Origin of the sequence: Streptomyces sp. WELS2 (assembly GCF_013870595.1) — a bacterium.
Lineage (GTDB): Bacteria > Actinomycetota > Actinomycetes > Streptomycetales > Streptomycetaceae > Streptomyces.
Genome location: NZ_JACBWZ010000019.1, coordinates 1 through 23,692 on the forward strand (window position 1 = coordinate 1; position 23,692 = coordinate 23,692).

Consider the following 23,692-nt stretch of genomic DNA (forward strand, 5'->3'; position numbering starts at 1 on the left):
ATTCCTTCCTCGTGATCGTCTTCTCAGGTGCGACATTACTCCCTGGCGCTCGGTGTGTTCGGCGGGTTCCGGCGGGACGGGGCGTGGGTCGTGCCGCCCCGGTTCACCGCCTGGTCGATGTGGGGCGGCGGCCGGCTCGATCTGACCGAGGCCCGTTTCACCGCGCCGGAGACGGTGATCCGGGCCGTGGCTTTGTGGGGCGGCATCGGAATCGTGGTGCCGGACGACATCGACCTCCAGGTCAGGGGGTTCGGGCTGTTCGGGGTGTTCGGCGGACGCGAGGGGCGGGCACGGCGTGGCACGGCCGGTGCGGCCGCCCCGCGTGTCGTCGTCAAGGGCCTCGCCCTGTTCGGAGCCGTCGTCACCAAGTCGCCCCGGAAGTGAACCGGCCGCCGGCCACACCGGCGAGTGGGACCTCCGCCCCGCGGCCAGGTGATCCCTCGTCACCCCGCCCGCCTGATCCCTCGTCACGCGACCGGGGCAAACCTCCGGCGCGCGGCCCGAGGGAAACCCCTATGACCTGTCGCCGCTTCTTGTCCCCACCCCTCCGCGCTGCCGACAATGCGCATGACAACCGTGTGGGCGGCCGGACAACCTCCGGTCGCCCCCGTCGTAAGAGGGGACCCCCACGTGAACAAGCCTCTCCTTGCCGCGCTCTCGGCCGTGGCGACCGTCGGCCTGGGCGCCACCCCGGCGCTGGCCGCCCCGCACACCACCGCCCCGCACTCCGCCAAGGCCGCCGCGCTCACCGTCGACTTCGCCGGCACCGTCTCGCTCAGCAACTGCTCCGGCTCCGTCATCCGCTTCCCCGGCTCCGCCGACACCGACCCGGCCCTCGTGCTGACCAACGGCCACTGCCTGGAGACCGGCATGCCGAGCGCCGGCCAGGTCATCACCGGCCAGTCCTCCAGCCGTACCTTCGGCCTGCTGAACTCCGCCGGCACCAAGATCGCCACCCTCCGTGCCAACCAGGTCGTCTACTCGACCATGACCGACACGGACGTCACGATCTACCGCACCACCACCACGTACGCGGCGATCAAGAGCTCGTACGGCATCAGCCCGCTCACCGTGCAGGACACCCACCCGGTGGCCGGCACCGCCATCAAGGTGGTCTCCGGCTACTGGAAGCGGATCTACAGCTGCAACGTCGACGGGTTCGTGTACCGGCTGAAGGAGGGCGACTGGACCTTCAAGGACTCGGTCCGCTACACCTCCGCCTGCAACACCATCGGCGGCACCTCGGGTTCCCCGGTGATAGACGCCACCACCGGCAAGGTGGTCGCCGTCAACAACACCGGCAACGAGGACGGCGAGCGGTGCACGGTGAACAACCCGTGCGAGGTCGACTCGAGCGGCAACGTCACCGTCCGCCAGGGCATCAACTACGCCCAGGAGACCTACAACATCCCGGCCTGCTTCACCACCGGCAACAAGCTCGACCTGAGCGCGGCCGGTTGCACGCTGCCCAAGCCGTAAACACGGTTCACAGCGGTGTACGGCGGACGGACCGGCCCGGCAGGGCGTCCGTCCGCCGGCCCTCCTCGATGACGAACCGCCCGTCGACCAGCACGTACGGGATCCCGGTCGGCAGCCGGCGCGGCTCGGCGAAGGTGGCGCCGGACGCGACCGTCCGCGGGTCGAACAGCACCAGGTCGGCCCGGTACCCCTCGCGCACCAGCCCGCGGTCCGGCAGCCGCAGCCGCGCCGCCGGCCGGGAGGTGAGGTGGGCCACGCACTCCTCCAGCGTCAGCACGCCCGACTCCCGTACGTACTCGCCGAGGTAGCGCGGGAACGTGCCGTACGCCCGCGGATGCGGCTTGCCGCCCCGCAGGATGCCGTCGGAGCCTCCGGTGTGCGCGCGGTGCCGCATGATCGCGCGCACGTTCTCCTCGTGGCCGACGTGCTGGAGGATCGTCGTACCGAGCCGGTCCCGCACCAGCAGCCGGCGGGCCGTGTCCCAGGGGTCCTCGCCGCGCAGGTCCGCCGACTCCCGGACGGTGCGGCCCACGAAGTCGCCGAGGGCCGGGTCGCCCACCCCGGAGATCTCGATCGTCTCCCACTCCACCGGCACGCCGTGGCAGCCGTCCGAGCCGGTGACCTCCAGGTCGTGCCGGACCCGCCCGGCCGTCACCGGGTCGGTGAGCCGGGCCAGGACCTGCTCGGGGCCGCCCTCGCTCGCCCAGCTCGGCAGCAGCGCGGCGAGGGTGGTGCAGCCGGGGGTGTAGGGATAGGTGTCCAGGGTGATGTCCGCGCCCGCCGCCAGGGCCCGGTCCAGCAGCGCCAGCAGCTCGGGCGCCCGGCCCTTGTTCACCCCGAAGTTCATCGTCGCGTGCGCCAGGTGCAGCGGACAGTCCGCCTCCCGGGCGAGGGCGACCATCTCGGCGTACGCCTCCAGCGCGCCGGCGCCGTAGGAGCGGTGGTGCGGGCAGTAGTAGCCGCCGTAGGAGCCCACCACCCGGCACAGCTCGGTCAGTTCGGCGCCGCGCGCGTACATGCCCGGGGTGTAGGTCAGCCCCGACGACAGGCCCACCGCCCCCTGCTCCAGCCCTTCCGCGACCAGCCGCCGCATCCGGTCCAGCTCCCCGGGGGTGGCCGCGCGGTCCTCCCAGCCGACCACGAGCGCCCGTACGGTGCCCTGCGGGATCAGGTAGGCCGCGTTCACGGCGATGCCGCGGTCCAGCCGGTCCAGGTATCCGCCCACCGACCGCCAGTCGAAGTCGATGTCGTCGCCGTACCCGTTCCACCCGGTGATCGCCCGCCGCACCTCCTCCAGCGTGCGGTCGTCCACCGGCGCGTACGACAGCCCGTCCTGGCCGAGGACCTCCAGCGTGACCCCCTGCGCGGCCTTCGCGCTGTGGTCGGGGTCGCGCAGCAGGGCCAGGTCGGAGTGGGCGTGCATGTCGATGAAGCCGGGGGAGAGGACCAGGCCCTCCGCGTCGATCTCCCGCGTGGCGCGCGGGCGCTGGCAGCCCGCGGCGGCGGCCTCCTTGACGATCGAGACGATGCGGCCCGCGTCGATCACGACGTCGGCGCGGTACGCGTCCGCCCCGCTGCCGTCGACGACGTCGGCGTCCCGGATGACCAGGTCCTCCACACGGGCCTCCTAGAAGAACGTACGGATGTAGTCCACGACCGTGCCGTCCGCCTCGGCCACCGGGATCAGCTGCCACTTGTCGAACGACGTGCACGGGTGGGACAGGCCGAAGCCGATCCAGTCGCCCACCTCGACGTCCGCCTCCGGATCCGTGCGCAGCCAGGTGTGCTGGTCGGACAGCCCGGTGACGGTGATGCCGGCGGCCGGGCGCTCCTCGCCGTTCCGGCGTACCACCTGGGCGGTGGGCAGGTCCAGGTCGTGGGCCGCGTCGCGCTTGCCCGCGTTGGCGAAGGCCTGCTCGGGCGCCGGCCGGGAGACGACCTGCGCCCACAGCCGGAAGGCGGGCTCCAGCGCGCCCTCCTCGGGGACGCGGCCGAACGGGGTGAGCCTGCGGTAGTGCCCGTCGTCGTGCGAGACGTACGCGCCCGAGCGCAGCAGCTTCAGCACCGGCCCGGACAGTTCCGGGATCCCGGCGAAGACGTCGGCGACCGCGTCGAACCAGGCGCTGCCACCCGCGCTCACCACGATCTCGTCGGCCTCGCCGAACCGTCCGGCCCGGTCCAGCCCGACGGCCAGCTCCACCAGCCGCCGCAGGTACGAGCGCACCCGCTCGGGGTCGGCCTTCGGTACCTCGCCCTCGTACCCCGCCACCCCGACCAGCCGCAGGGTCGGCACGGCGGCCACGGCGGCGGCGACCTGCTCGGCCTCCGCCTCCGTACGCACCCCCGTGCGCGCCCCGTCGCCCGCGCCCAGCTCGATCACGACGTCCACCGGGCGGGCCGCGCCGGCGAGGGCCGCGTCCATCAGCTCCACCCCGCGCACGGAGTCGACGTAGGCGACGAGCCGGAACTCCGGGTCGGCGGCCAGCTCGGCGGCGATCCAGCGCAGGGCGGCGGCGTCCACCAGCTCGTTGGCGAGGAAGATCCGCTGGATGCCGAACGCCCGGGCGACGCGCACCTGGTGGGGCACCGCGAGCGTGATTCCCCACGCGCCGTGCTCGATCTGACGGTGGAAGAGCTGCGGGGCCATGGAGGTCTTGCCGTGCGGGGCGAAGGCCAGGCCGTGCCGGGCGGTGTACGTCTCCATCAGCGCGAGGTTGTGCGCCAGGCGCTCGGCGGACAGCGCGAGGACCGGGGTGGTGAAGCCGCCGCCGTCCCGGTCGCCGTCCCGGAAGAGATTGCGGCGCTGGGCGGCCAGCTCGGCGACGGTCAGGCCGTAGGCGTCCGGCGGCAGGCCCTTGAAGCGGTGGTCGACGTGTTCCTCGGCGAGGCGGGTGAGCGCTTCGGTGCCCATGAAGCCCCTCTCAGGTGTTGCATTCTCTGCAACGACCATTGCGTCTAGTGCTTACTGGTGTCTAGCATCTCGCCGAACACCGGGTCAACGGATCCGTCGCCCTGGCGATCGACAGGAGTCATCATCAACGACGCTGCTTACGCCTCGGTCGTCGCGCCCCCGCGGCCCGTCACGGACGTGGACGTGGCGGCGCTCGGCGAGTCCATGGTCACCTTCCTGCCCAGCCGCCCCGGCCGCCTCGCCGATGTCCCCTCCTTCGACCGGGCCATCGGCGGCGCCGAGTCCAACGTGGCCTGCGCCCTGGCCGCCTTCGGGCACACGGCCCGCTGGATCAGCCGGGTCGGCGCGGACGGCTTCGGCGACCACCTGGTGGAGCGGATCGCCGGGTACGGCGTCGACGTCACCGCCGTCCGCCGCGACCCCGGCCGGCCCACCGGCGTGTACTTCCGCACCGCCGGCGACCGGGGTACGGGCGCGCACGAGGTGGCGTACTACCGGGCCGGATCGGCCGCCTCCGCGATGTCCGTACGGAACGCGGACCTGGCGGCGGCCCGCGCGGCACGGGTGCTGCACCTGTCCGGGATCACGGCCGCGCTGTCGGCCAAGTGCCGGGAGCTGCTGTACGAACTGACGGCTCCGGGGCCGGGACGCCCACCGGTGTCCTTCGACGTCAATCACCGGCCGGGGCTGTGGCGGGACGGCGACGGCGCCGACGTCCTGCTGGAGCTGGCCCGGCGCGCGGACATCGTCTTCGTCGGCGAGGACGAGGCGGCCCACACCTGGGGGACCACCGGTGGACCGGCCGCCGTCCGCCGGCTGCTGCCCGAGCCGCACGTGCTGGTCGTCAAGGAGGGGGCGCGCGGCGCCACGGCCTTCACCCGGGCCCGGCCCGACGGCAGCTTCCAGCCCGCCCTGCGCACCGCCGTCGTGGCCACCACCGGCGCCGGAGACGCCTTCGCCGCCGGCTTCCTCTCCGCCACCCTGCGCGGGCTGTCCGTCGAGGCCCGCCTCAGGCACGGCCACCTCTTCGCCGCCGCCGCCCTCACCACCCCCGGCGACCTGGCCGCACCCCCCGCCCGCGACCACGCCGACCGCCTCGCCGCCCTGGACGACGGGGCATGGGGGAGACTTCGACTCGGCCCCGGCTGGACACGAGCCGAGCGGGCCGAGGAGGAGGCGAACATCCCATGAGTCAGACCGTCGACCGCGCCCTGAGCATCCTGCCGCTGCTCGCCGAGGGCCCCGCCGACCTGGGGCAGGTCGCCGACCGCCTCGGCGTGCACAAGTCCACCGCCCTGCGCCTGCTGCGCACCCTGCACGAACACGGCCTGGTCTACCGCCAGTCCGACCAGCGCTACCGGCTCGGCGCCCGGCTCTTCGCGCTCGCCCAGGAGGCGATGGAGAACCTCGACATCCGCGAGATCGCCCACCCCCACCTCGTACGGCTCAACGAACAGTGCGGCCACACCGTCCACCTCGCCGTGTACGAGGAGAACGAGGTGCTGTACATCGACAAGGTGGAGAGCCGCTACCCGGTCCGCATGTACTCCCGGATCGGCAAGCCGGTGGCCATCACCGTCGCCGCCGTCGCCAAGCTGCTCCTCGCCGACCTGCCCGGACCCGAGCGCCGCGCCCTCGCCGAGCAGCTCGACTACCCGATGTACACGGCCCGTTCGACCGCCCACGCCGAGGCCTTCCTGAAGGAGCTGGCCACGGTGCGCGAACAGGGCTGGGCCACCGACCTCGGTGGCCACGAGGAGTCCATCAACTGCGTCGCCGCCCCCGTGCGCGGCGCCGACGGCCGGGTGGTCGCCGCCATGTCGGTCTCCGCGCCGAACGTGGTCGTCACCGCCGAGGAACTCCTCAGCCTGCTCCCGCTGGTCCGTCGCACGGCGGACGCCATCAGCGGCGAGTACTCCGGAAGAACGCCAGTGAAGGGCACCCCCGCATGACCGACAAGATCGCGCTCACCCCGAAGACCCACACCACCCCGCCCGCGAAGTTCTCGCACGGCGTGAAGAAGGGCAACATCCTCCAGGTCGCCGGCCAGGTCGGCTTCCTGCCCGCCGAGGAGGGCAAGCCTCCGACGCCGGCCGGCCCCACCCTGCGCGAGCAGACCCTCCAGACCCTCGCCAACGTCAAGGCGATCCTGGAGGAGGGCGGCGCCACCTGGGACGACGTGATGATGATCCGCGTCTACCTCACGGACGTGGACCACTTCGCCGAGATGAACGACATCTACAACGCCTACTTCGAGGACCAGGGCCTCACCCGGCCGCCCGCCGCCCGCACGACGGTCTACGTCGGTCTGCCGGCCGGCCTCCTCATCGAGATCGACGCGCTCGCCGTCCTGGGCTGACGCGCGCCGACCCCCTTCCCGCACGTACGTCCGCACGGCACGGCACTCCCCGGGGTGCCGTGCCGCGCTCCGCCCTGCCCGAAAGCACCATGCATTTACGAAGAGGACCCCCGTATGTCCTTTCCGCTCGCCGCACCCGCCCCCACCGCGCCACCCCACACCGGGGGCCTGCTCCTCCTGATCGACGGCACGCCCGGCCTGCTCACGGTCGCCGCCCTCGGCATGGCCCTCCTGCTCTTCCTGATCATCAAGGTCCGGCTCCAGCCCTTCGTGGCCCTCCTCGCCGTCTCCATAGCCGTCGGCCTGCTGGCCGGCCTCTCGGTCACCGAACTCTTCGGCACCGTCCAGCGCTCCGACGCCGTCTCCACCATCGAGTCCGGCATGGGCGGCATCCTCGGCCACGTCGCCGTCATCATCGGCCTCGGCACGATGCTCGGCGCGATCCTCGAAGTCAGCGGCGGCGCCGAAGTGCTGGCCGCGCGCCTGCTGGCCCTCTTCGGCGAGAAGCGGGCCCCCCTCGCCATGGGCCTGACCGGACTGCTGTTCGGCATCCCGGTCTTCTTCGACGTGGGCATCTTCGTCCTCGCGCCCATCGTCTACGCGGCGGCGAAACGCTCCGGCAAGTCGGTGCTCCTCTACTGCCTCCCGCTGCTCGCCGGCCTGTCCATGACCCACGCCTTCCTGCCGCCGCACCCCGGCCCGGTCGCCGCCGCCGGACTGCTGCACGTCCAGCTCGGCTGGGTCGTCCTCATGGGCATCGTCTGCGGCCTGCCCGCCGTACTGGCCGCCTGGGCGTACGCCGCCTGGGCCGGAAAGCGGATCTTCGTCCCCGTACCGCAGGACATGGCGGAGGCGGCCGAGGAGGCGAAGCGGGCCGTGGCGGCCGAACAGCGCGCGCAGGGCGTGACGCCGGGGGAGACCCCGGTGTCCCTGGCCACGGTCCTGACCATCATCGGCACCCCGCTGCTCCTCATCCTCGCGGCCACGTTCTCCTCGATCGCCCTGGACCCCTCTCCCACGCGCTCGGTCCTGGAGTTCTTCGGCAACCCCTTCGTCGCCCTCACCCTCGCCCTGCTGCTCGCCTACTACCTCCTCGGCATCCGCCGCGGCTGGTCGCGCAAGTCGCTGGAGACGGTGTCGACCGCCTCCCTGAAGCCGGTCGGCAACATCCTGCTGGTGGTCGGCGCGGGCGGGATCTTCGGCGCCGTGCTGAAGGCCGGAGGCGTCGCCCAGGCCCTGTCGGACACCTTCCACGGCGTCGGCCTGCCGGTGATCGTCCTGTCGTACCTGATCGCACTGGTCCTGCGGGTGGCCCAGGGCTCGGCGACGGTCGCGATCGTGACGACGGCGGGCATCGTGGCCCCGCTGCCGGCGGAGGGCGGGCACTCGCAGGCTTTCGCCGCGCTCGTCATCATGGCCATCTCCGCCGGCTCCATCTTCGCCTCGCACGTCAACGACGGCGGATTCTGGATGGTGGCCAAGTACTTCGGCATCAGCGAACGGGACACGCTGCGCAGCTGGACGGTGCTGGAGTCGGTGTTGTCGCTGGCGGGGTTCGCGGTGGCGGCGGTCGCCGGGGTGTTCGTGAGCTGACCGGTTCCCGGCGTGTCCGTGGGCTGACTGGTTACGGCACAGGGAAGTCGTCCATACTGCCGCCGTGGAGCAGCGCATAGGATCGAGCAGCAAACCGACCGTGGCCGGGGAGCCGTTGAAGGCGGAGCCGGTGCTGGGTGCGGGTTTCGACCCGGCCTTCGTTCCGGGGATCACGGGACCGACGCCGGCGCCGGCGCAGGCGGAACCGGTGTCGAAGGAGCCGTCGGAGCCGCCGGGTTCGCCGGATGTGGAGACCACCGGGGAAGCCCCCGCGGAAGCCGTCGCGGAGGCCCCCGAGGAGGACCTCGACGCATCCCCGGAATCCGCGGACGGTGACGGACCGGTCTTCGAGGCGGCGGACCGCCGGGCGCGGATCGTGGCCGACCGCAGGGGCGTCCGCCTCAGCCTGGACGAGGAGGCCTGCGAGTTCCGCTGGGACGAGATCGCCGCGGTGGAGACGGAGACGGCCCGCTTCGGCAAGCGGTACACCGTCACCGTGCACACCCCTGACCGCCGCTGGTTCCCGATCGAGATCGAGGCGACGGCCAGGGCGCGCTTCAAGGAGTGGGACGAGCAGCTCGACGCGGTGCTCGACGCCTACTTCGAGGAGGCGTAGCCGCTAGGAGCAGTACTGGGCGGCCTTGCCGATCGACCGGTACATACAGTCGGCGTTCTCCAGCAGCTGCAACACGGCGTCCTTGTTCCGGGAGGTCTCCCGCTCGATGACTTCGTCGGGCGGGTAGAACCCGCCCCCGGACGACGACGTCGGGTACATCTCGAAGGTGTAGCTGAAGATCTTCTGCGTACCCCACAGATAGTCGTCGATCGTCCCGTCCGTGATGTACAGGTCGCTGGACTGCTCGGCGGTGTATCCGTTGCTGGCGGCCATCTTCCGTCCGACGGCCTGGAACGCGGCGGCGTCGTCGGCGGTCATCCCGGTGGCGGTGTCCGAGTAGGTCCAGCCGAACGGCCACAACACCAGCTCGCTGTAGGTGTGGAAGTCGATCCCGGCCGTGATCTGCTGCTTGCCGCCGACGACCCGGCCGCGCACGAAGTCGGCGACGACCTTCACCTCGGGCGCGGACTCGGCGGCGGACCCGCGGTAGGTCTCGGAGGACGTCGAGCCCGACGACCCGCCGCAGCAGCCCCACTTGTAGTCCCAGTTCCGGTTGAGGTCGGTCCCGACGTACGAGGACCCCGAGTTGGGCTGCCGGTTCTTCCGCCACGACCGGTACGACCCGCCGGCGATGTCGTACTCACCGCCGTCCGGGTTCAGATCGGGCACGATCCAGATCTCACGGCTGTTGACGAGGTTGGTGATCCGCGAGTCCGTCCCGTACCCCGCGCCGAGTTCGCGCAGCAGGTAGAGGGCCATCTCCACGGTGAGGTGCTCCCGGGCGTGCTGGTGCGCGGTGAACAGCACCTCGGGCTCGTTCTCGTCGGTGCCGACGTTGTCGCTGACCTTGATGGCGATGATGTCCCGCCCTTGGTACGACTTCCCGATCACCCGCTTGTTCATGATGCCCGGGTAGGCGGCGAGCCGCTGATCGATCTCGGCGTTCGCCTCGGCGTAGTTGTGGTACTTCGCGTCGGCGCTGGGGAAGTCGTAGAGCCGGGCCTGCCCGCGCTGGGGTACGGCCCCCAGGGGCTGGACGTCGTACCCCATCCGGCGCAGCTTCTCGACCTGCTCCGCCCGTCCGGAGACGACGACGCTCTCCTCGTCCGCCTCGTCGACGGTCACCCCGGCCGACTGGATGGCCGTACGGGTCACGGGTGTGGTGCGCTGATGGATCTCGTACTGCCGGATGCCGTCGTCGGCCGGCACCGCTCTGCGCACGCCGTCGGCGCCGGCCTGGTCGAGCCCGGCCGACACCGGCGCGGCGAGCGCGAGGGCCAGCAGCGCACCGAGCGCGGCGGTCCGTCTGCGAAGTCGCATGAACGCTCCCTGTGGGGGTTGGAGTGGGTGTTCCCGTGCGACGTGCGGTCACGAACCTTGCGGGGGGCCGTTCGTGGGACTCCCTGTGGGTTCGCTGTGGTCTCGCTGTGCGGGTTGGCGCTCATGGTGGGGGGTGGGCATGGACAGGTCAAGTACGCGGAAGGGGTCCCGACGGAAACCGGCCGGGGGCTCCTCAGCGCTCCGCGGGGCGGGCTTTCAACGCCTCGACGAACGAAGCGAAGGCGTCGGCCCGGAAGGTGAGGGTGGCGCGGGTGGGGGCTTTGGAGTCGCGGATGGATATGTGGGGGTGGGTGTGGGCGACTTCGACGCAGTCGTTGCCCTCGCCTCCGCCGGAGAAGGACGACTTCTTCCACGAGGGGGAGGTGATCATGCCGGTCCTCACAGCTCCTTCGCCAACTGGTGGATGAGGTCGCGCGACCGTTCCGGGGGCAGCGCCTCTTCCTTCACCCTACGGAAGAGCTTGCGAAAGTGCTCCAACTGCGCTTCCGAGTCGATGAACGCCGTGCCGTGCGGAGCATCCCGTACGACGGTGTCCAGCCGGGGAACCGCCCCTCCCACGTGCACCATGGTGCTTCCGGCGCCCGCGAAGTCGTCCAGCGCGAAGGGGATGACCCGCACGGTGACGTGGTCCGCCTCGGACACCTCCAGAATGCGGTCGAGCTGGACCCGGGAGGCGGCGCGCCCGGCCACCCTGATGCGGAGCGCCGCTTCATGGATCACGGTCTCGTACGGGATCGGGTCCGGGCTGTGGATGACGACTCTCCGCTTCATCCGGTGCTCCACGCGCAGAGCCACCTCGCTGTCCGGGAACTCCGGGTTCATATAGGCGAAGAGGGCCCGGGCGTAGTCCTCCGTCTGAAGAAGACCCGGTACGTGGATGACGGCCACTTCCTTGCGGAACCGCGCATGGTGGTCCAGCTCGGCGAGATCCTGATAGGCGGTGGGGAGGATGCCCCGGTACTCCTCCCACCAGCCGCGCGTACGGTCGGTCGCCATGGCTGCCAGGGCATTGATCAACGCGTCGTCCGTGCAGGCGTAGTTGGCGGCCAACCGTCGCACACGCTGCTCGCTCACTCCGGCGATCCCGGACTCCATCTGGCTCATCTGCACGGAGTTCGTGCCCAACAGGGCCGCTGCCTCCGTCGCCTTGAGGCCGGCGGCCTCGCGAAGCCTCCGCAGTTCGGTGCCCAGGCGCACTTGGCGCGCTGTGGGGTTCCGTCGTGCAGGCACGGCGTCCTCTCTGGTGAGGTGACTCGTTCGGGGTCGACGTTACGCGACCCGCTTGCAGCGAATGAAAATTATGCCCTACCGTCGGTGACGTAACGAGCACGCTGCGGAAGCGCACCGCACCGTCCTGCCATGACGCCTGCGGCAAAGCCACCGCGCTCGACTCCCCCTTCTCCCTGCTGGAGTTGATGAGGCATGCCTGAAACCGGGACAACCGAGACATGGGACTACACGCTCTACATCCCCAACGACCTCAGAGCCGTGACCGTGTGCCGTCGCACCCTGCGGGTGATCCTGGCGATGCACGGGTTGACGGCGCTCGCGGACACCGCGGAGCTGCTGGCGACGGAGTTGGTGTCGAACGCGGTGCGGCACACGAAGGGACCGGCGGCGATGCGGGTGCGGAGGTCGGCGGAAGGGCTGGTGTGGATCGGGGCGTGGGACACGGACCCGGAGCCGCCCGAGCCGCCGGTGCCGTTGGAGAGGTCGGGGGAAGCGGAGGAGGGGCGGGGACTCGGGCTGGTCGTGGCGTGCGCGGAGTACTGGGGCTGGCAGCCGTCGGCGAGGTTCGGGGACCGGGGGAAGTACGTGTGGTGCGAGCTGGGCGTGGCGTGAGCCGATGGTATTGGACCAACAGGTTCATAACTCACCTGCCCGGCGCACAACCGTCACCGGAACGGAATCGTGAGCCACGGACTGCCGGGGTCGGACATCAGAATGCCGGATTCCCTGGTCAACCTGACGCGAACCCACTGAACGTCTCGGCAACGCTCGGTCCAGACCCTGAGAACGGTCCTAGTTCCTCCAGCCTTGCACCTTCGAAACGACGCCTCATTTCGTCGTGCACCGCAGCCCACCCCGTCCATGATTCAATCAGTCGCGATCGCCTGATCCTGTATTGAGGATGTGATGGACTGCGGGTCCGACTCTGACGCGGATTTGCTTGTCACGCTCGTTATGGAAAGAGACGACTCCGTCCACGGGCGAGCCTACTTCCGGCAAAGGCGCAGGGTGAAGTTCCGCCGCGGGATTGTAGGACGCAATATCAAGGAACACGGTGACCTCTTGCGCTCCCGAAAGTTCCAAAAACACCCCGAATGGAAACTTGGCCTTTACCGTTCCCTGTACCGACTCTCCTACGGGGTATAGCCGCTTTGCTTCTTCCCACTGCTTTTCAGTGCTCATCTATGGCGAATCCTGGGGTACTGATTGAGTTCCTCGATCACTGTGTTGGGTATTTCTAGTTCGGTAAGTGGTCCCCCTTCGTAGGGATGCTCGTGTCGGGCGAATCTCTCAAGATAGTCCTTTATGGGTACCTGGATCTCTATCACTCCTTCACCGTAATGGTTTGCGTACATTTCTGCCAATTGTCGTTCCTTGGCAAAATAGACAAGGCCGTTCATGTACGGGTCATCGGGCCCTCCTGGGAAGTCTTCGGCCCGGTAGCCATATTGTTCCTGATAGTCGCCCCGACCCCTCTGGGGTGCTTTGTAGATCGATTGGACCTCATCTGGGCACTCGTCTGGCGCGAGTCCGAGATGGTCGGTCCACACCTGTGGATTGTGAACGTAAGTGGCTGGGTTGGGGGCGGGGGAGAGCCCAAGGGGATCAGGAGTGAGGTACCGGGCCGTCTCGGGGTCGTAGTGGCGGAAGTAGTTGTAGTGGAGGCCTGTTTCGGGGTCGTAGTACTGGCCTGGGAAGCGTAGGGGGGTGTAGGTGGTGCTGGTTGCTGCCCAGGCTGTTGTGCCCCAGAGGGTGCTGCGGGTGTGCCAGGCGATGTCGCCCTGGTCGTCCAGCAGCTCGGTCGGGGTGCCGACGAGGTCGGTGACGATGGCGAAGAAGCGGGAGTCGATCTCCTGCTGGGGTGCTTGGGCCGCGGTGATGCGTTCCGTTTGGGCGAGGGGGCGTAGGCCCTGGTGGTCCCAGGTGAGGGTGATCGGGTGGGGGAAGGCTTCGGACGTTGTCGTCTGTTCGCAGAGTGTGGTGCCGTCCCAGGTGAAGTCCACCCGTTCCACGACCGTTTCGCCGTCTTCGGCCAGGCGGAGTTTGGCGGTGCGGCGGCCCAGGGGGTCGTAGGTGTAGCGCCAGCGGGTGCCGTCCGGTGTCACCACCGAGGTCAGGCGGTCCTCCGCGTCCCACTCGTAGCGCCAGGTGTCCGGCTTGCGGGAGAGGCGGGTCTTCTGGCGCAGGGTGATGCGGCCCAGGGCGTCGTGTTCGTAGCGGACGCTGCCGGCCCGGGTGATGCGGGTGCCGGTGTAGGTGCGGGGGCCCGTGGACTCCGCTCCCGGGTGGGTCGCCGGCCAGTCGGCTTCGGTCTGGTTGCCCGCCTCGTCGTAGGCGTAGCGTTCCGTCCAGCCGGCCGCGTGGACCGCCGTCACCCGGCCCGTCGCGTCCAGGTCGAAGCGGCGGGCGCCCCACAGGTCGTCCTCGATGCCGGTCACGTTGCCGTCGGCCCGGTAGGTGTACGTCCGGTGCCGGACCCGCCGGCCCTGTGCGCCGGTCACCGACTGGGTCGTCAGGCGGCCCAGCGCGTCGAAGGTGTGCTCCAGGGTGATCGCCCCGGCGACCAGGCGCCTCAGTTCGTGTCCGGCCTCGTCGTAGGTGAAGTCGATCGGGCGGCCCGATGCCGTCATGCCCGTGACGCGGCCCGCCTCGTCGTACGTCCAGGTGGTCTGCGCCCCGGTCGGGGTCACCCGGCTCGTGCGGCGGCCCAGGGCGTCGTACGTGTACGTCACCGTGCGGCCGTCGACCGTCTCCGAGCGCAGGCGGCCGTGGCGGTCGCGCAGGAGGGTCAGGGTGGTGCCGTCGGGACCGGTCGCGTGGGCGAGTTGGTCGGTCAGGTCGTAGGCGTAGGCCGTGACCCGGCCCGCCACGGTCTTGCGGATGACCCGGTCCAGCGCGTCACGCTCGAAGGCCATCTCCTCGCCGAGGGCGTTGCGGCGGGCGGTCAGACGGCCTGCCGCGTCGTGCTCGTACGTCAGGGTGCGGCCGTCGAAGTCCGTCTCGGAGAGCAGGCGGCCTGCCGGGTCGTAGGCGTACTCCCACGTCAGGCCCTGCGGGTTGGTGACCTTCGTCAGGCGCAGTTCGCTGTCGTGGGCGAACTCGTAGCGCACGCCGTCCGGACCGGTTCGGGCGGTCAGCAGGTCGAAGTGGGTGTACTCGAAGCGGGTCACACCGCCCAGGGGGTCGGTGTGGCTGGTGCAGTTGCCCTCGCCGTCATACGTCCAGGACTCCGTCGCGCCGTCGGGGGCCGTGCGGCGGGTCGGCAGTCCTTCGACCGTCCACTCCAGGCGGGAGACACCACCGAGTGGGTCCGTGATGGCGGTCGGGAGGCCGAGGGCGTTGCGTTCGTAGCGGGTGGTCGCGCCCAGGGGGTCCGTCACCTGCACCGGGAGACCCGCGCGGTCGCAGACGACCGTGGTGGTGTTGCCCAACGGGTCCGTCACCGAGGTCAGGTGGCCGGCCTCCGTATAGGTGAAGCGGGTCGTCTGGCCCGCCGGGTCGGTCACCGAGGTGCGGTTGCCCCGGTCGTCGTACGTCTGGTGGATCGCCGTGCCGTCCGGGTTCACCACCTTCACCGGCAGGCCCAGATCGTTGTACTCGGCCCTCGTCTCGCGGCCGTCCGGGCGGACCACCCGGGTGAGGTTGCCCGCCTCGTCGTACTCGAACGCCGTCGTGTGGCCCAGCGGGTCCGTCGTGGACAGCAGGCGGTGGTGGCGGTCCCGGCGGTAGTGGGTGGTCGCGCCGAGCGGGTCGGTCTCGGCGACCACCTGCCAGGCGTCGTTGACCAGGTAGCGGCGGGTGTGGCCCTCGGCCGTCGTCACCGTGGTCGTCCGCAGGCCCGTCTCCGGGTCCGGGTCGCCGTAGCTCAGGCGCAGGGCCATGTGGCCCGCCTCGCCGGCCTCCGCTACGCAGCGGTCCTGGTCGTCGTACTCGTAGGTGTAGCCACGGTCGTTCGTGTCCGTCCAGGACGTCACCCGGCCCCGGTCGTCGTAGCCGAAGCGCAGTGCCAGGCCGGAGGAGTTCACGACCGACGTGAGGTTGCCGTCGGTGTAGCCGAAGCGCTTCAGTTCCTCGCCGGCCGCGGCCAGGTGGTACGCCGTGACGCGGCCCGAGCCCGTCGTGACGCGGACGCCCTGCCCGGCGCTCGTGTACACGCCGAGCGGGGTGCCCTCGGTGTCGTACTCGAAGATGATCGAGTTGCCGTTGCGGTCGTCGATCTGTTCCAGGACCGCCAGGCCGGGGCCGCGTTCGGCGAAGTGGCGTACCCGGCCGGTGCGAGGGTCCGTGATGGTGTAGCCGCCGTCCACACGGTCCAGGGGGAGGCGGGGGCCGTGGCTCGCCAGGGTGGGCAGGCCGGGTGCCGGGTGGGGGTACGACAGGAGGCGGCCGTCCTCCGTGACGTAGACGACTCCCTCCGCGTCGATCTCCAGGCGCTCGTCCAGGGTGGAGGACCAGGAGGGGCCGAACCAGCGGCCCAGCCGGTAGCCGGACTCCACCCGGCGCGTCAGGAGCAGGGGGAGCGCGCCGGGGAGGGTGACGTCCGTCTGCGGCAGGTACATCCTGCCGGTGGCCACGTTGACCGGGTCGCCGCAGCCCTTGGTGCTCTCCTGGTCGTGCGAGTGCTTCGGCGGATCGTTCTCCACCGCGTCCCGGGCCGACTTCCCGGCCGCGCCCTCCGCCCCCGCCCGGCTCTCCCGGGCCGCCGTCTGCGCCGCTCTCCGGGTCAGGCCCGCCTCCGCCGCCTTTCTGGCGAGCCCCGCCTCCATGCCGAGGCCCTTGCTTCCGAGGAGTTCGGGTGTGACGCGGCCGAAGAATTCGGAGGGGTCCTTGCGGAATTGATCCCACATGGCCTTGGCGGCCTGGTCGGGGTGGGCGGCGGTGGTGGCCAGGCCGGAGAGCGTCATGCTGACGTTCTGCAGGTAGGCGGCGGGGTGGGTGAGGTTGTAGGGGTCGACGGGGTTCACCCCGCGGACGAAGGTGAGCAGACCGGCCGTGCCCTTGATCACGCCCCCGCCGAAGTGGGTCAGCTCGATGCCCGCGGCCAGCGAACCGTCCACCACCTCGGTCTTGAGGCGGTCCAGCGGCGGGGGCTCGGCCGGTGCGTGCGCCATGGCCGCGCGGACCTTGGCCTGCGCCTCGGTGGCGGCGGTGTTGCGCTGCTCGCGGGCCTGGGCCAGCTTGTGGAGCGCGGCCCGCACATCGGCCTTGCCGGGGTCCTGGAAGTCGGCGGGCCTGGGGCCGGGGTCCTCGCCCGCCTCCGCCTTCGTGTTGTAGGCGGCGACCTTCTCCTTGTGCGCCTCGTACGCCTCCCTGGACGCCTTCACCCCCTTTTTGTAGAGGCGGACGGCCTCCCGGGCCTGTCCCTGCGCCCACGTGACCGTCTCGGCGTACGCCTCCAGCGCCCCCGCCGCCGCTTCACACGCCTGGGCCGCCTGCGCCCACTTCGCAGGGTGCACACCGAACTTCTCCCGGAAGGCGTCCCCGCCCTCACCCCTCCACCCCGAGGAGTCGACCTTCCGCAGCCCCTGACCCACCCGGTCGAACGCACCGTGGAAGTCCCGCAGATGCCGCGCGGCCTGCCGGATCTTCGCCGGGCTGCCGTGGACGAGCTCGTCCGCCTCCTCGCTCTGGCCGAGCTGCTGCTCACCCGGCGTCGCCCCCAGATCGGAGGCGACCCCGTCCCCCCAGTCCTCCACCACATCGGCCCACTCGTGCACCCCGAGCCGGTCCAGACCCTCACCGATCTTGTCCGTGGTGTAGTCGACACCCTTGCCCAGCAGCTTCTTGCCGCCGTCGACCAGGTGCTCACCGCCGCTGAGGAGCTTGTTGGTGATGTCCCCTAGGCCCATCAGCCCTCACCCTCCTGCCCGGCCGCCCGGGCGCGGGCCTCGGGGGACGGGTGGAAGGTCTCGGTCAGCATCTCGTCATAGCGCTCGGCCGAGACTCCGTACTTTTCCTGCACGTCGTCCCGGTCCAGGCCCGGCAGGGAGATGTCGTCCGAGGTCAGCACCTCGTACGAGGCGTCCCTCCAGCCCTGCCTGCTGTTCGCCCACGCCTGCCGGAAGGATTCCTCGCTGTAATCCACCCCCGAACCGGAGTCGGCGATCTCCCTCCAGCCCTTCTTCTGCACCTCTTCCTCGGAGGCGTACGGATCACCCACCACCGCGTTCTCGGCGACCTTGAAGGCACCCTTCACGTACTGGTCCGTCTCGTGGTACGTGCCCGCGGCCAGCCCCGTCCTCGCAGCGAAGCCGTTCCCCTCGATCACCAGCGCCCTGACCCCCCACTCCCAGCGCTCGCAGAACGACGTGAACTCATCGGTAAGACCCTGATGCCCCAGCTCCAGCCCCGACAGCGCCAGCTCGGAAAAGCCCCGGCCGGCCCCCGCCCGGCCGTCCATGCCCAGCTCCTTCAGCTCCCCCAGCGCCTCGGTCAGCCCCTTCGCGATCAGGCCCAGTCCGTCCGTCGTCAGGTCCTTGCCGCCGTCCCCGCTCACCGCGCACCCCCCGTCCCGCCGTCGACGTCCACCGCCGCCGCGTCCGGAACGACCCCCCGCACCGGAGGAAACACCATCCCCGCGTCCCCGTCCGCGCAGTCCAGCGCCACCCCGCACGGCACCCCCACCGCCGGCACGGCCGCGTCCAGCAACCGCGCCCCCAGCCAGCGCTGATACGCCCACTCCCGGCCCCCCTCGCCCCGAGCCACCGCGAAACGCGCCAGCGCGGCCTCGTCCGAGAAGGCGTAGATCCAGCGGACACCACCGAGGTCCGCCGTCAGAGGCGCGTCGCCCTCGCCCACCGGCACCAGCACCGCCGTACGCCGGAACGCACCCAGCAGCGCGGCGAACTCGCGTCTTCCGCGCGCGGTTTCCCCGGCGGCCTCGCGCCGTCCGGGTTCGGCCGCGCCCACGTAGTCGTACAACCGTGACCTGCGCGCCTGCCCCACCGAATCGATCTTTCCCCCGTGTTCGGCCATGGCCCGGATCATCACACCGCCCTGTCGGCGGGTTCAACGCGATGGCCGGCCGAGGGATCGAGTCCGGCCAACCGGGGGCGTACAAAGGGGCGCCCGGACCGTGGGGTGGTCCGGGCGCCCGGGGAGGGGACGGGGTCGGTTACGGCAGGGCGTGGACGTGGGCTCCCACGCCGTTGGACCAGGCGTTGCCCGAGGCCGCGTCCCAGTTGGTGGACCAGGTCATCGCGCCGCGCAGGTCGGGGTAGGTCCTGGACGGCTTGAAGGTGCCGCAGTTGGCGGCCTTCGTCAGGCAGTCCAGGGCGTTGTTGACGACCGTCGGGGAGACGTAGCCGCCGCCGGCCGCGCGGGTGGAGGCGGGCAGGCCGAGGCCGACCTGGGACGGGGACAGGCCGCCCTCCAACTGGATGCAGGCCAGCGCGGTGAGGAAGTCGACCGTGCCCTGGCTGTAGACCTTGCCGTCACAGCCGAGCATCGAACCGCTGTTGTAGTACTGCATGTTGACGACCGTCAGGATGTCCTTGACGTTCAGGGCCGTCTGGAAGTACGAGTTCGACGTCGACTGCATGTCGATCGTCTGCGGCGCCATCGTGATGATCAGGGACGGGCCCGCCTTCGCCGACAGGGACCGCAGGGCCTGCGTCATGTACGTCGCGTTGAGGCCGTTCTCCAGGTCGATGTCGACGCCGTCGAAGCCGTAGGTCTGCATCAGGCCGTACACGGAGTTCGCGAAGTTCGCGGCCGAGTTCGCGTCGCTGACCGACACCGAGCCCTTCTCGCCGCCGACCGAGATGACGACCTTCTTGCCGGCCGCCTGCTTGGCCTTGATGTCTGCCTTGAACTGGTCGACCGTGTAGCCGCCGAGGCCGGCCGAGTCCAGGTTGAAGGTCACCGCGCCCGGCGTCGAGGTGGCGTCCGCGAAGGACACCGCGATGATGTCGTAGGCGGAGGGGACGTCCGACAGCTTCTGTACCGTGGCCCCGTTGTTGAAGTTCTGCCAGTAGCCGGTCACCGCGTGCTTGGGCAGGGAGCCGCCGCCACCGCCACCGCCGCCCGAGCCGGTGGTCGTGCCGGTGACGGTGGCCGACTTCGCCGACTCGCCCGCCGCGTTGGCGGCCGTCACCTGGAAGGAGTACGCCGTGGAGGCCGCGAGGCCGGTCACCGTCGCCGAGGTGCCCGACACCGCCGTGATCTTCGTACCGTCGCGGTAGACGTTGTAGCCCGTCGCGCCGGTCACCGCCGGCCAGGACAGGGAGACCGAGGACGAGGTCGTGCCGGTGACGGTCAGGCCGGCGGGGGCGGCCGGGACCGTGGGGGCCGGGTCGCCGCCTCCGCCGCCGTCGGGGCCGTAGACGGAGAGGTCGTCGGCGTAGTAGGCCGCCTGGCCGTACCAGCCGTGGGTGTAGACGGTGACCGAGGTGGTGGAGGAGCCGGTGGTGAACGTCGTCTGGAGCTGCTTCCAGGACGGCGTGTCGGGGGTCCAGGTGGAGACGTCCGTGGTGCCGGTGCCCGTCACGCCCAGGTAGGCGTAGCCGCCCTGGACCCACGCGCTCAGCGTGTACGTCGAGTTGGGCTTGACCGCGACCGTCTGGGAGCACTTGGCGGTGTCCTGGCCGGCCGGGGTCGCCTTCAGGGCGCTGGTGCCGCCGTGCACGGGCGAGGTGACCGTCGCGCCGCTGCCGGCCGTGCACGTCCAGCCGGTGAGGCCCGACTCGAAACCCGCGTTCCGCACGTTGTTCACGTCCGCCGCCGAGGCGGGGGAGGCCGCGGCGAGGCCCGCTACCGCGAGGGCCAGGGCGGTGGCGGCGGACCATGCCGCGAGGCGCCGTCCGGTGGGTCTGGGTATGCCTGGTGCGCGGTCCACTGAAGCCTCCGGGTGGGGAGTCGGACGGGGGGAGAAGGGGAGAGAGGACGGTGGCCACCGCTCGCCCTACAAGTTGGTCCAGACCAATCGGGGGTGTCAAGAGGTCCAGACCAGATTCATGACGAGCCGACGGCTCAACCTGTCCTGGTTTGGCGGGGCTTGCGGCGGGAGAGTTCCCCACCGGCTTCCCTCACGCTGTTCTCCCGGTCACATGGCCGTGGATACAGTGCTCGGGTAGTCACGCAATGAAGTCGTCCCGGCGCGCCGGAGTGATCCCGGTGGGCCGACGGATGTGAAGAGCGGAGAGCTGCGCGTGCCAACAGCCATTGCCGTGACCAGCGCCGACATGGCGCTGCCGGCGCAGGACGAGCGGACCGTACCCGCCGTCGTGCTGACCGGACTCGACCGCGGACCGCTGGACGAGGGCCTCGCCGGACTCCACCGGCTCACCGAGCAGCACGGATACGTGGTCGTCGTCTGTTCCGAGGCCACCCCGGAGCCCGTCGTGCGGCGGCTGCACACCCTGCGCGCGCTGCTGGAGAGCGACCGCGTCGCCCTGTTCCGGCCCGCCCTGCCCCCGCTCGGTGTCGCCGTCCTGGCCCGGCAGTTGCGCCAGCTCGCCTCCTGCGATCTGAGTCCGGGCGTGCTCGCCTCCGCCGGACGGCTGCTCACCCACTACATCCACGCCGGCGCCGTCCTCGGCTCGGTCGCCCGGCTGGACCGGGTCCCCGTCGGGCTGAAGGCGCACGCCAGGTCATGGGTGCCCGGCAGCCAGTTCGCCGTCCTCGCCCACCCCGAACCGCATGTGGTCAGGGTCGGCCCCGAAACCACCCTGAAGGGGCCGGAGTTCGGTACCTGGATGCTGGTCGCCAAGGGGCAGTCGCACAGCGACGACTGGATCGCGGGCCTCGGCACCCGGTGGGGCGTGCACGGGCTGCGCGAGGCCCCGCTGCCCGCCGAGTCACCGGCGTGGTGGGGGACCGGCCGCCTGGCCGAGTTCTGCGGCTACCTCGCCGACCTGTCCGTCCTCTACCAACTGGTCACCTCCGTACGGCAGACCCGCTGTCACTGGTGCGGCCTCGACGTCATCGGCGACCGCTGCGTCTTCTGCCGCGCCACCGCCGAAGCCCCCGCCCCGCCCCGCGCCCTGGAATCGCGAACGCCCGCCTGACCCGCGCGCACCCGACCCGTCCCGCCCGACCGATACCCCCAACGAGGTTGCACGGTCCATGAACTCCCGTCAGCGCCGCGGCGTGATACTGCTGATCCTGTCGGCCCTGTGCGCTCTGGGCGCGTTCGCCGGCGTGCTCTCCTTCGTCCACGACGTGAACACCAAGGTCGGGCCCGAGACCACCGCCTACCGGGTCAGGACCGAGGTGAAGCCGTACACCACCCTGGACGCGGACCAGTTCGAGAAGGTCGAGATGCCCAGGCGGTGGCTCTCCGGCAACGCCGTCACCGACCTCGCGCAGATCCGCGGCAAGATCGCCGTGACCACCCTGCGCGCCGGCTCCCTGCTCCAGACCGACATGATCGTGGACCGGCCCGCCCTCCAGCCCGGCCAGCAGGAGGTCGCCATCATGATCGACGCGGCGACCGGCGTGGCCGGCAAGATCACCCCGGGCTCGCGCGTCAACGTCTACGCCACCTTCGAGGGGCGCAAGCAGGGCGACCCCGACCAGTCGAAGATCATCGTCACCAACGCCCGGGTCATCGACGTCGGCCAGATCACCGCCCTCGACCCCGACGACGACAACCGCCGCCGGCCCACCGACGCCGTCCCCATCACCTTCGCGCTGTCCACCCTCGACGCCCAGCGCATCACCTACGCCGAGTCCTTCGCCCAGCGCGTCCGGCTCGCGCTCGTGGCCCCCGGCAGCGAGACCAGCGTCCCCGACCAGGACCGCACCTACGAACTCGCGACGGACAAGTGAGAGGCGGCCATGCCCACCAGGATCCTCCCGGCCGGCGCGGACCCGGACGCCGTCCGCTCCCTCACCACCCTGCTCAGCCAGCTGCCCGACGCCGACCCGCAGCCCCCGGTCACCGACTCCACCCAGCTGCTGGACACCCTCGCCCGGCTGGCCGCCGAGTCCGTCGAGGAACTGCCCGAGGTGGTCGTCGTCCACGAACGCATCGGCCCCGTACCGGCGCTGGAGCTGATCCGCGAGGTCGCCCTGCGCTTCCCGGCCGCCGGAGTCGTCCTCGTCACCAGCGACGCGAGCCCCGGCCTGTTCGCCGCCGCCATGGACTCCGGCGCCCGCGGCCTGGTCGGGCTCCCGCTGTCGTACGAGGAGCTGGCCGGGCGGGTGCAGGCCGTCGCCCAGTGGTCGGCGGGGGTACGGCGCCACCTCGGGCACGGCGCCGAGACGCCCGCCGGACCCGGGGGCACCGTCGTCACGGTCAGCGGCGCCAAGGGAGGCGTCGGCGCCACGCTGACCGCCGTCCAGCTGGCCCTCGCCGCCCAGGCCTCCGGCCGCGCCACCGCGCTGGTCGACCTGGACCTGCAGAGCGGTGACATCGCCTCCTACCTGGACGTCCAGTTCCGCCGGTCGGTGGCCGACCTCGCCGCCATCGCCGACATCTCGCCGCGCGTCCTGGCCGACGCCGTCTTCCGCCACGACACCGGGCTCGCCCTGCTCCTCGCGCCCGCCGAGGGCGAACGCGGCGAGGAGGTCACCGACCGGGCCACCCGGCAGCTGGTCGGCGCCCTGCGCTCACGCTACGAGGCCGTCGTCGTCGACTGCGGCGCCCAGCTGAGCGGGGCCGGCGCGGCGGCCGTCGAGTCGGCCGACACCGCGCTGCTGGTCACCACTCCGGACGTGATCGCCGTACGCGCCGCCAAACGCACCGTACGGATGTGGGACCGGCTCCAGATCCGCAAGGCCGAGGAGACCACGGTCGTCGTCAACCGGCACACGCGCGCCACGGAGATCCAGCCCGCGCTGGTGCAGCGCATCACCGGCACCGCGCTCGCCCGGACCGCCGTGCCCGCGGCCTACAAGGAGCTGCAAGCGGTCGTGGACGCCGGACGGCTGCACGAACTCGACGGCAGGAGCACGGTCAGGCAGGCGCTGTGGGCGCTCGCGGCGGAGCTGGGCCTGGCCAGGGCGGGGGAGCAGCCCGCCCACCGGGGCACCGGCCGGGCGGCGGTGGGCTTCCGGCGGCGGAAGGAGTGAGCGGCGCCATGAGGAGACCGGACGGGGACCGGGGGCAGGTCAGCGTCGAGCTGCTCGGCATGACCCCGCTGATCGTGCTGACGCTGGTGCTGATGTGGCAGGCGGTGCTGGTGGGCTACACCTTCACGCTCGCCGGGAACGCCGCCGA

The 23,692-nt window shown here is 71.1% G+C and carries 21 protein-coding genes and 1 pseudogene; 12 read left to right on the forward strand and 10 right to left on the reverse strand.

The genetic code is table 11. The features are described 5' to 3' along the window. The first annotated feature begins 27 nt into the window (after positions 1–27). Positions 28–384, forward strand: coding sequence for a LiaF domain-containing protein (locus tag H5J33_RS02425; RefSeq protein ID WP_181793125.1), 357 nt, complete (start codon positions 28–30; stop codon positions 382–384). 246 nt (positions 385–630) lie between these two features. Beyond that, positions 631–1,479, forward strand: a complete 849-nt coding sequence (locus H5J33_RS02430; protein ID WP_181793126.1) for a serine protease — start codon at positions 631–633, stop codon at positions 1,477–1,479. A 7-nt stretch (positions 1,480–1,486) separates the two neighbouring features. Here H5J33_RS02430 and H5J33_RS02435 read toward each other — a convergent pair whose 3' ends face one another. Next, positions 1,487–3,097 (reverse strand): amidohydrolase family protein, encoded by a 1,611-nt coding sequence (locus tag H5J33_RS02435; RefSeq protein ID WP_181793127.1) that lies wholly within the window; start codon positions 3,095–3,097, stop codon positions 1,487–1,489. 9 nt (positions 3,098–3,106) lie between these two features. Then, a complete protein-coding gene (locus H5J33_RS02440) occupies positions 3,107–4,390 on the reverse strand; it encodes an amino acid deaminase (protein ID WP_181793128.1) in 1,284 nt (427 codons plus the stop codon). Between the two features lie 123 nt (positions 4,391–4,513). On the opposite strand from H5J33_RS02440, the gene H5J33_RS02445 reads away from it, so the two are divergent. The 5 genes from H5J33_RS02445 to H5J33_RS02465 all read left to right on the forward strand — a co-directional run bounded on the left by H5J33_RS02445 (position 4,514) and on the right by H5J33_RS02465 (position 8,958). Continuing rightward, positions 4,514–5,581, forward strand: a complete 1,068-nt coding sequence (locus H5J33_RS02445) for a sugar kinase (protein WP_309485291.1) — start codon at positions 4,514–4,516, stop codon at positions 5,579–5,581. Further along, the gene (locus H5J33_RS02450) at positions 5,578–6,342 is read left to right on the forward strand and encodes an IclR family transcriptional regulator (protein WP_181793130.1); all 765 of its coding nucleotides are present in this window, start codon (positions 5,578–5,580) and stop codon (positions 6,340–6,342) included. Before H5J33_RS02445 ends, H5J33_RS02450 begins: the two co-directional genes overlap by 4 nt. Next, positions 6,339–6,749, forward strand: coding sequence for a RidA family protein (locus H5J33_RS02455; RefSeq protein ID WP_181793131.1), 411 nt, complete (start codon positions 6,339–6,341; stop codon positions 6,747–6,749). Before H5J33_RS02450 ends, H5J33_RS02455 begins: the two co-directional genes overlap by 4 nt. 114 nt (positions 6,750–6,863) lie before the next feature. Next, positions 6,864–8,342: a GntP family permease gene (locus H5J33_RS02460; RefSeq protein WP_181793132.1), complete on the forward strand. Its 1,479-nt coding sequence runs from the start codon at positions 6,864–6,866 to the stop codon at positions 8,340–8,342. 64 nt (positions 8,343–8,406) lie between these two features. Further along, complete coding sequence (locus H5J33_RS02465) at positions 8,407–8,958, forward strand: hypothetical protein (protein WP_181793133.1); 552 nt, start codon at positions 8,407–8,409, stop codon at positions 8,956–8,958. Between the two features lie 3 nt (positions 8,959–8,961). Here H5J33_RS02465 and H5J33_RS02470 read toward each other — a convergent pair whose 3' ends face one another. The 3 genes from H5J33_RS02470 to H5J33_RS02480 form a co-directional block, all read right to left on the reverse strand. Then, on the reverse strand, positions 8,962–10,278 hold the full coding sequence (locus tag H5J33_RS02470; RefSeq protein WP_181793134.1) for a M14 family metallopeptidase: 1,317 nt from the start codon (positions 10,276–10,278) through the stop codon (positions 8,962–8,964). 193 nt (positions 10,279–10,471) lie between these two features. Beyond that, positions 10,472–10,669 (reverse strand): DUF397 domain-containing protein, encoded by a 198-nt coding sequence (locus H5J33_RS02475; protein WP_181793135.1) that lies wholly within the window; start codon positions 10,667–10,669, stop codon positions 10,472–10,474. Positions 10,670–10,677: 8 nt separating this feature from the next. After that, positions 10,678–11,529, reverse strand: a complete 852-nt coding sequence (locus H5J33_RS02480) for a helix-turn-helix transcriptional regulator (protein WP_181793136.1) — start codon at positions 11,527–11,529, stop codon at positions 10,678–10,680. Positions 11,530–11,721: 192 nt separating this feature from the next. On the opposite strand from H5J33_RS02480, the gene H5J33_RS02485 reads away from it, so the two are divergent. Further along, a complete protein-coding gene (locus H5J33_RS02485; RefSeq protein WP_181793137.1) occupies positions 11,722–12,141 on the forward strand; it encodes an ATP-binding protein in 420 nt (139 codons plus the stop codon). A 258-nt stretch (positions 12,142–12,399) separates the two neighbouring features. Here the strand turns inward: H5J33_RS02485 and H5J33_RS02490 are convergent, their stop codons facing one another. The 5 genes from H5J33_RS02490 to H5J33_RS02510 form a co-directional block, all read right to left on the reverse strand. Beyond that, on the reverse strand, positions 12,400–12,711 hold the full coding sequence (locus H5J33_RS02490; protein WP_181793138.1) for a hypothetical protein: 312 nt from the start codon (positions 12,709–12,711) through the stop codon (positions 12,400–12,402). Beyond that, a complete protein-coding gene (locus tag H5J33_RS02495; protein WP_258564836.1) occupies positions 12,708–17,378 on the reverse strand; it encodes a putative T7SS-secreted protein in 4,671 nt (1,556 codons plus the stop codon). Before H5J33_RS02495 ends, H5J33_RS02490 begins: the two co-directional genes overlap by 4 nt. Next, the gene (locus tag H5J33_RS02500) at positions 17,378–18,025 is read right to left on the reverse strand and encodes a hypothetical protein (RefSeq protein WP_181793139.1); all 648 of its coding nucleotides are present in this window, start codon (positions 18,023–18,025) and stop codon (positions 17,378–17,380) included. Before H5J33_RS02500 ends, H5J33_RS02495 begins: the two co-directional genes overlap by 1 nt. Next, complete coding sequence (locus tag H5J33_RS02505; RefSeq protein WP_258564837.1) at positions 18,022–18,504, reverse strand: hypothetical protein; 483 nt, start codon at positions 18,502–18,504, stop codon at positions 18,022–18,024. Before H5J33_RS02505 ends, H5J33_RS02500 begins: the two co-directional genes overlap by 4 nt. Positions 18,505–18,643: 139 nt before the next feature. Beyond that, positions 18,644–20,365: a chitinase gene (locus tag H5J33_RS02510; RefSeq protein ID WP_181793141.1), complete on the reverse strand. Its 1,722-nt coding sequence runs from the start codon at positions 20,363–20,365 to the stop codon at positions 18,644–18,646. 346 nt (positions 20,366–20,711) lie between these two features. Between H5J33_RS02510 and H5J33_RS02515 the strand changes: the two genes are divergently transcribed. The 4 genes and pseudogenes from H5J33_RS02515 to H5J33_RS38240 all read left to right on the forward strand — a co-directional run. Continuing rightward, positions 20,712–21,536 (forward strand): hypothetical protein, encoded by an 825-nt coding sequence (locus tag H5J33_RS02515; RefSeq protein ID WP_220211880.1) that lies wholly within the window; start codon positions 20,712–20,714, stop codon positions 21,534–21,536. A gap of 58 nt (positions 21,537–21,594) precedes the next feature. Further along, positions 21,595–22,299, forward strand: a complete 705-nt coding sequence (gene cpaB / locus H5J33_RS02520; RefSeq protein WP_181793143.1) for a Flp pilus assembly protein CpaB — start codon at positions 21,595–21,597, stop codon at positions 22,297–22,299. A gap of 9 nt (positions 22,300–22,308) precedes the next feature. Then, the gene (locus H5J33_RS02525) at positions 22,309–23,544 is read left to right on the forward strand and encodes a P-loop NTPase (RefSeq protein ID WP_181793144.1); all 1,236 of its coding nucleotides are present in this window, start codon (positions 22,309–22,311) and stop codon (positions 23,542–23,544) included. Continuing rightward, positions 23,442–23,692, forward strand: a pseudogene (locus tag H5J33_RS38240) (pilus assembly protein); the annotation flags it as partial. The gene H5J33_RS02525 and the pseudogene H5J33_RS38240, both read left to right, overlap by 103 nt.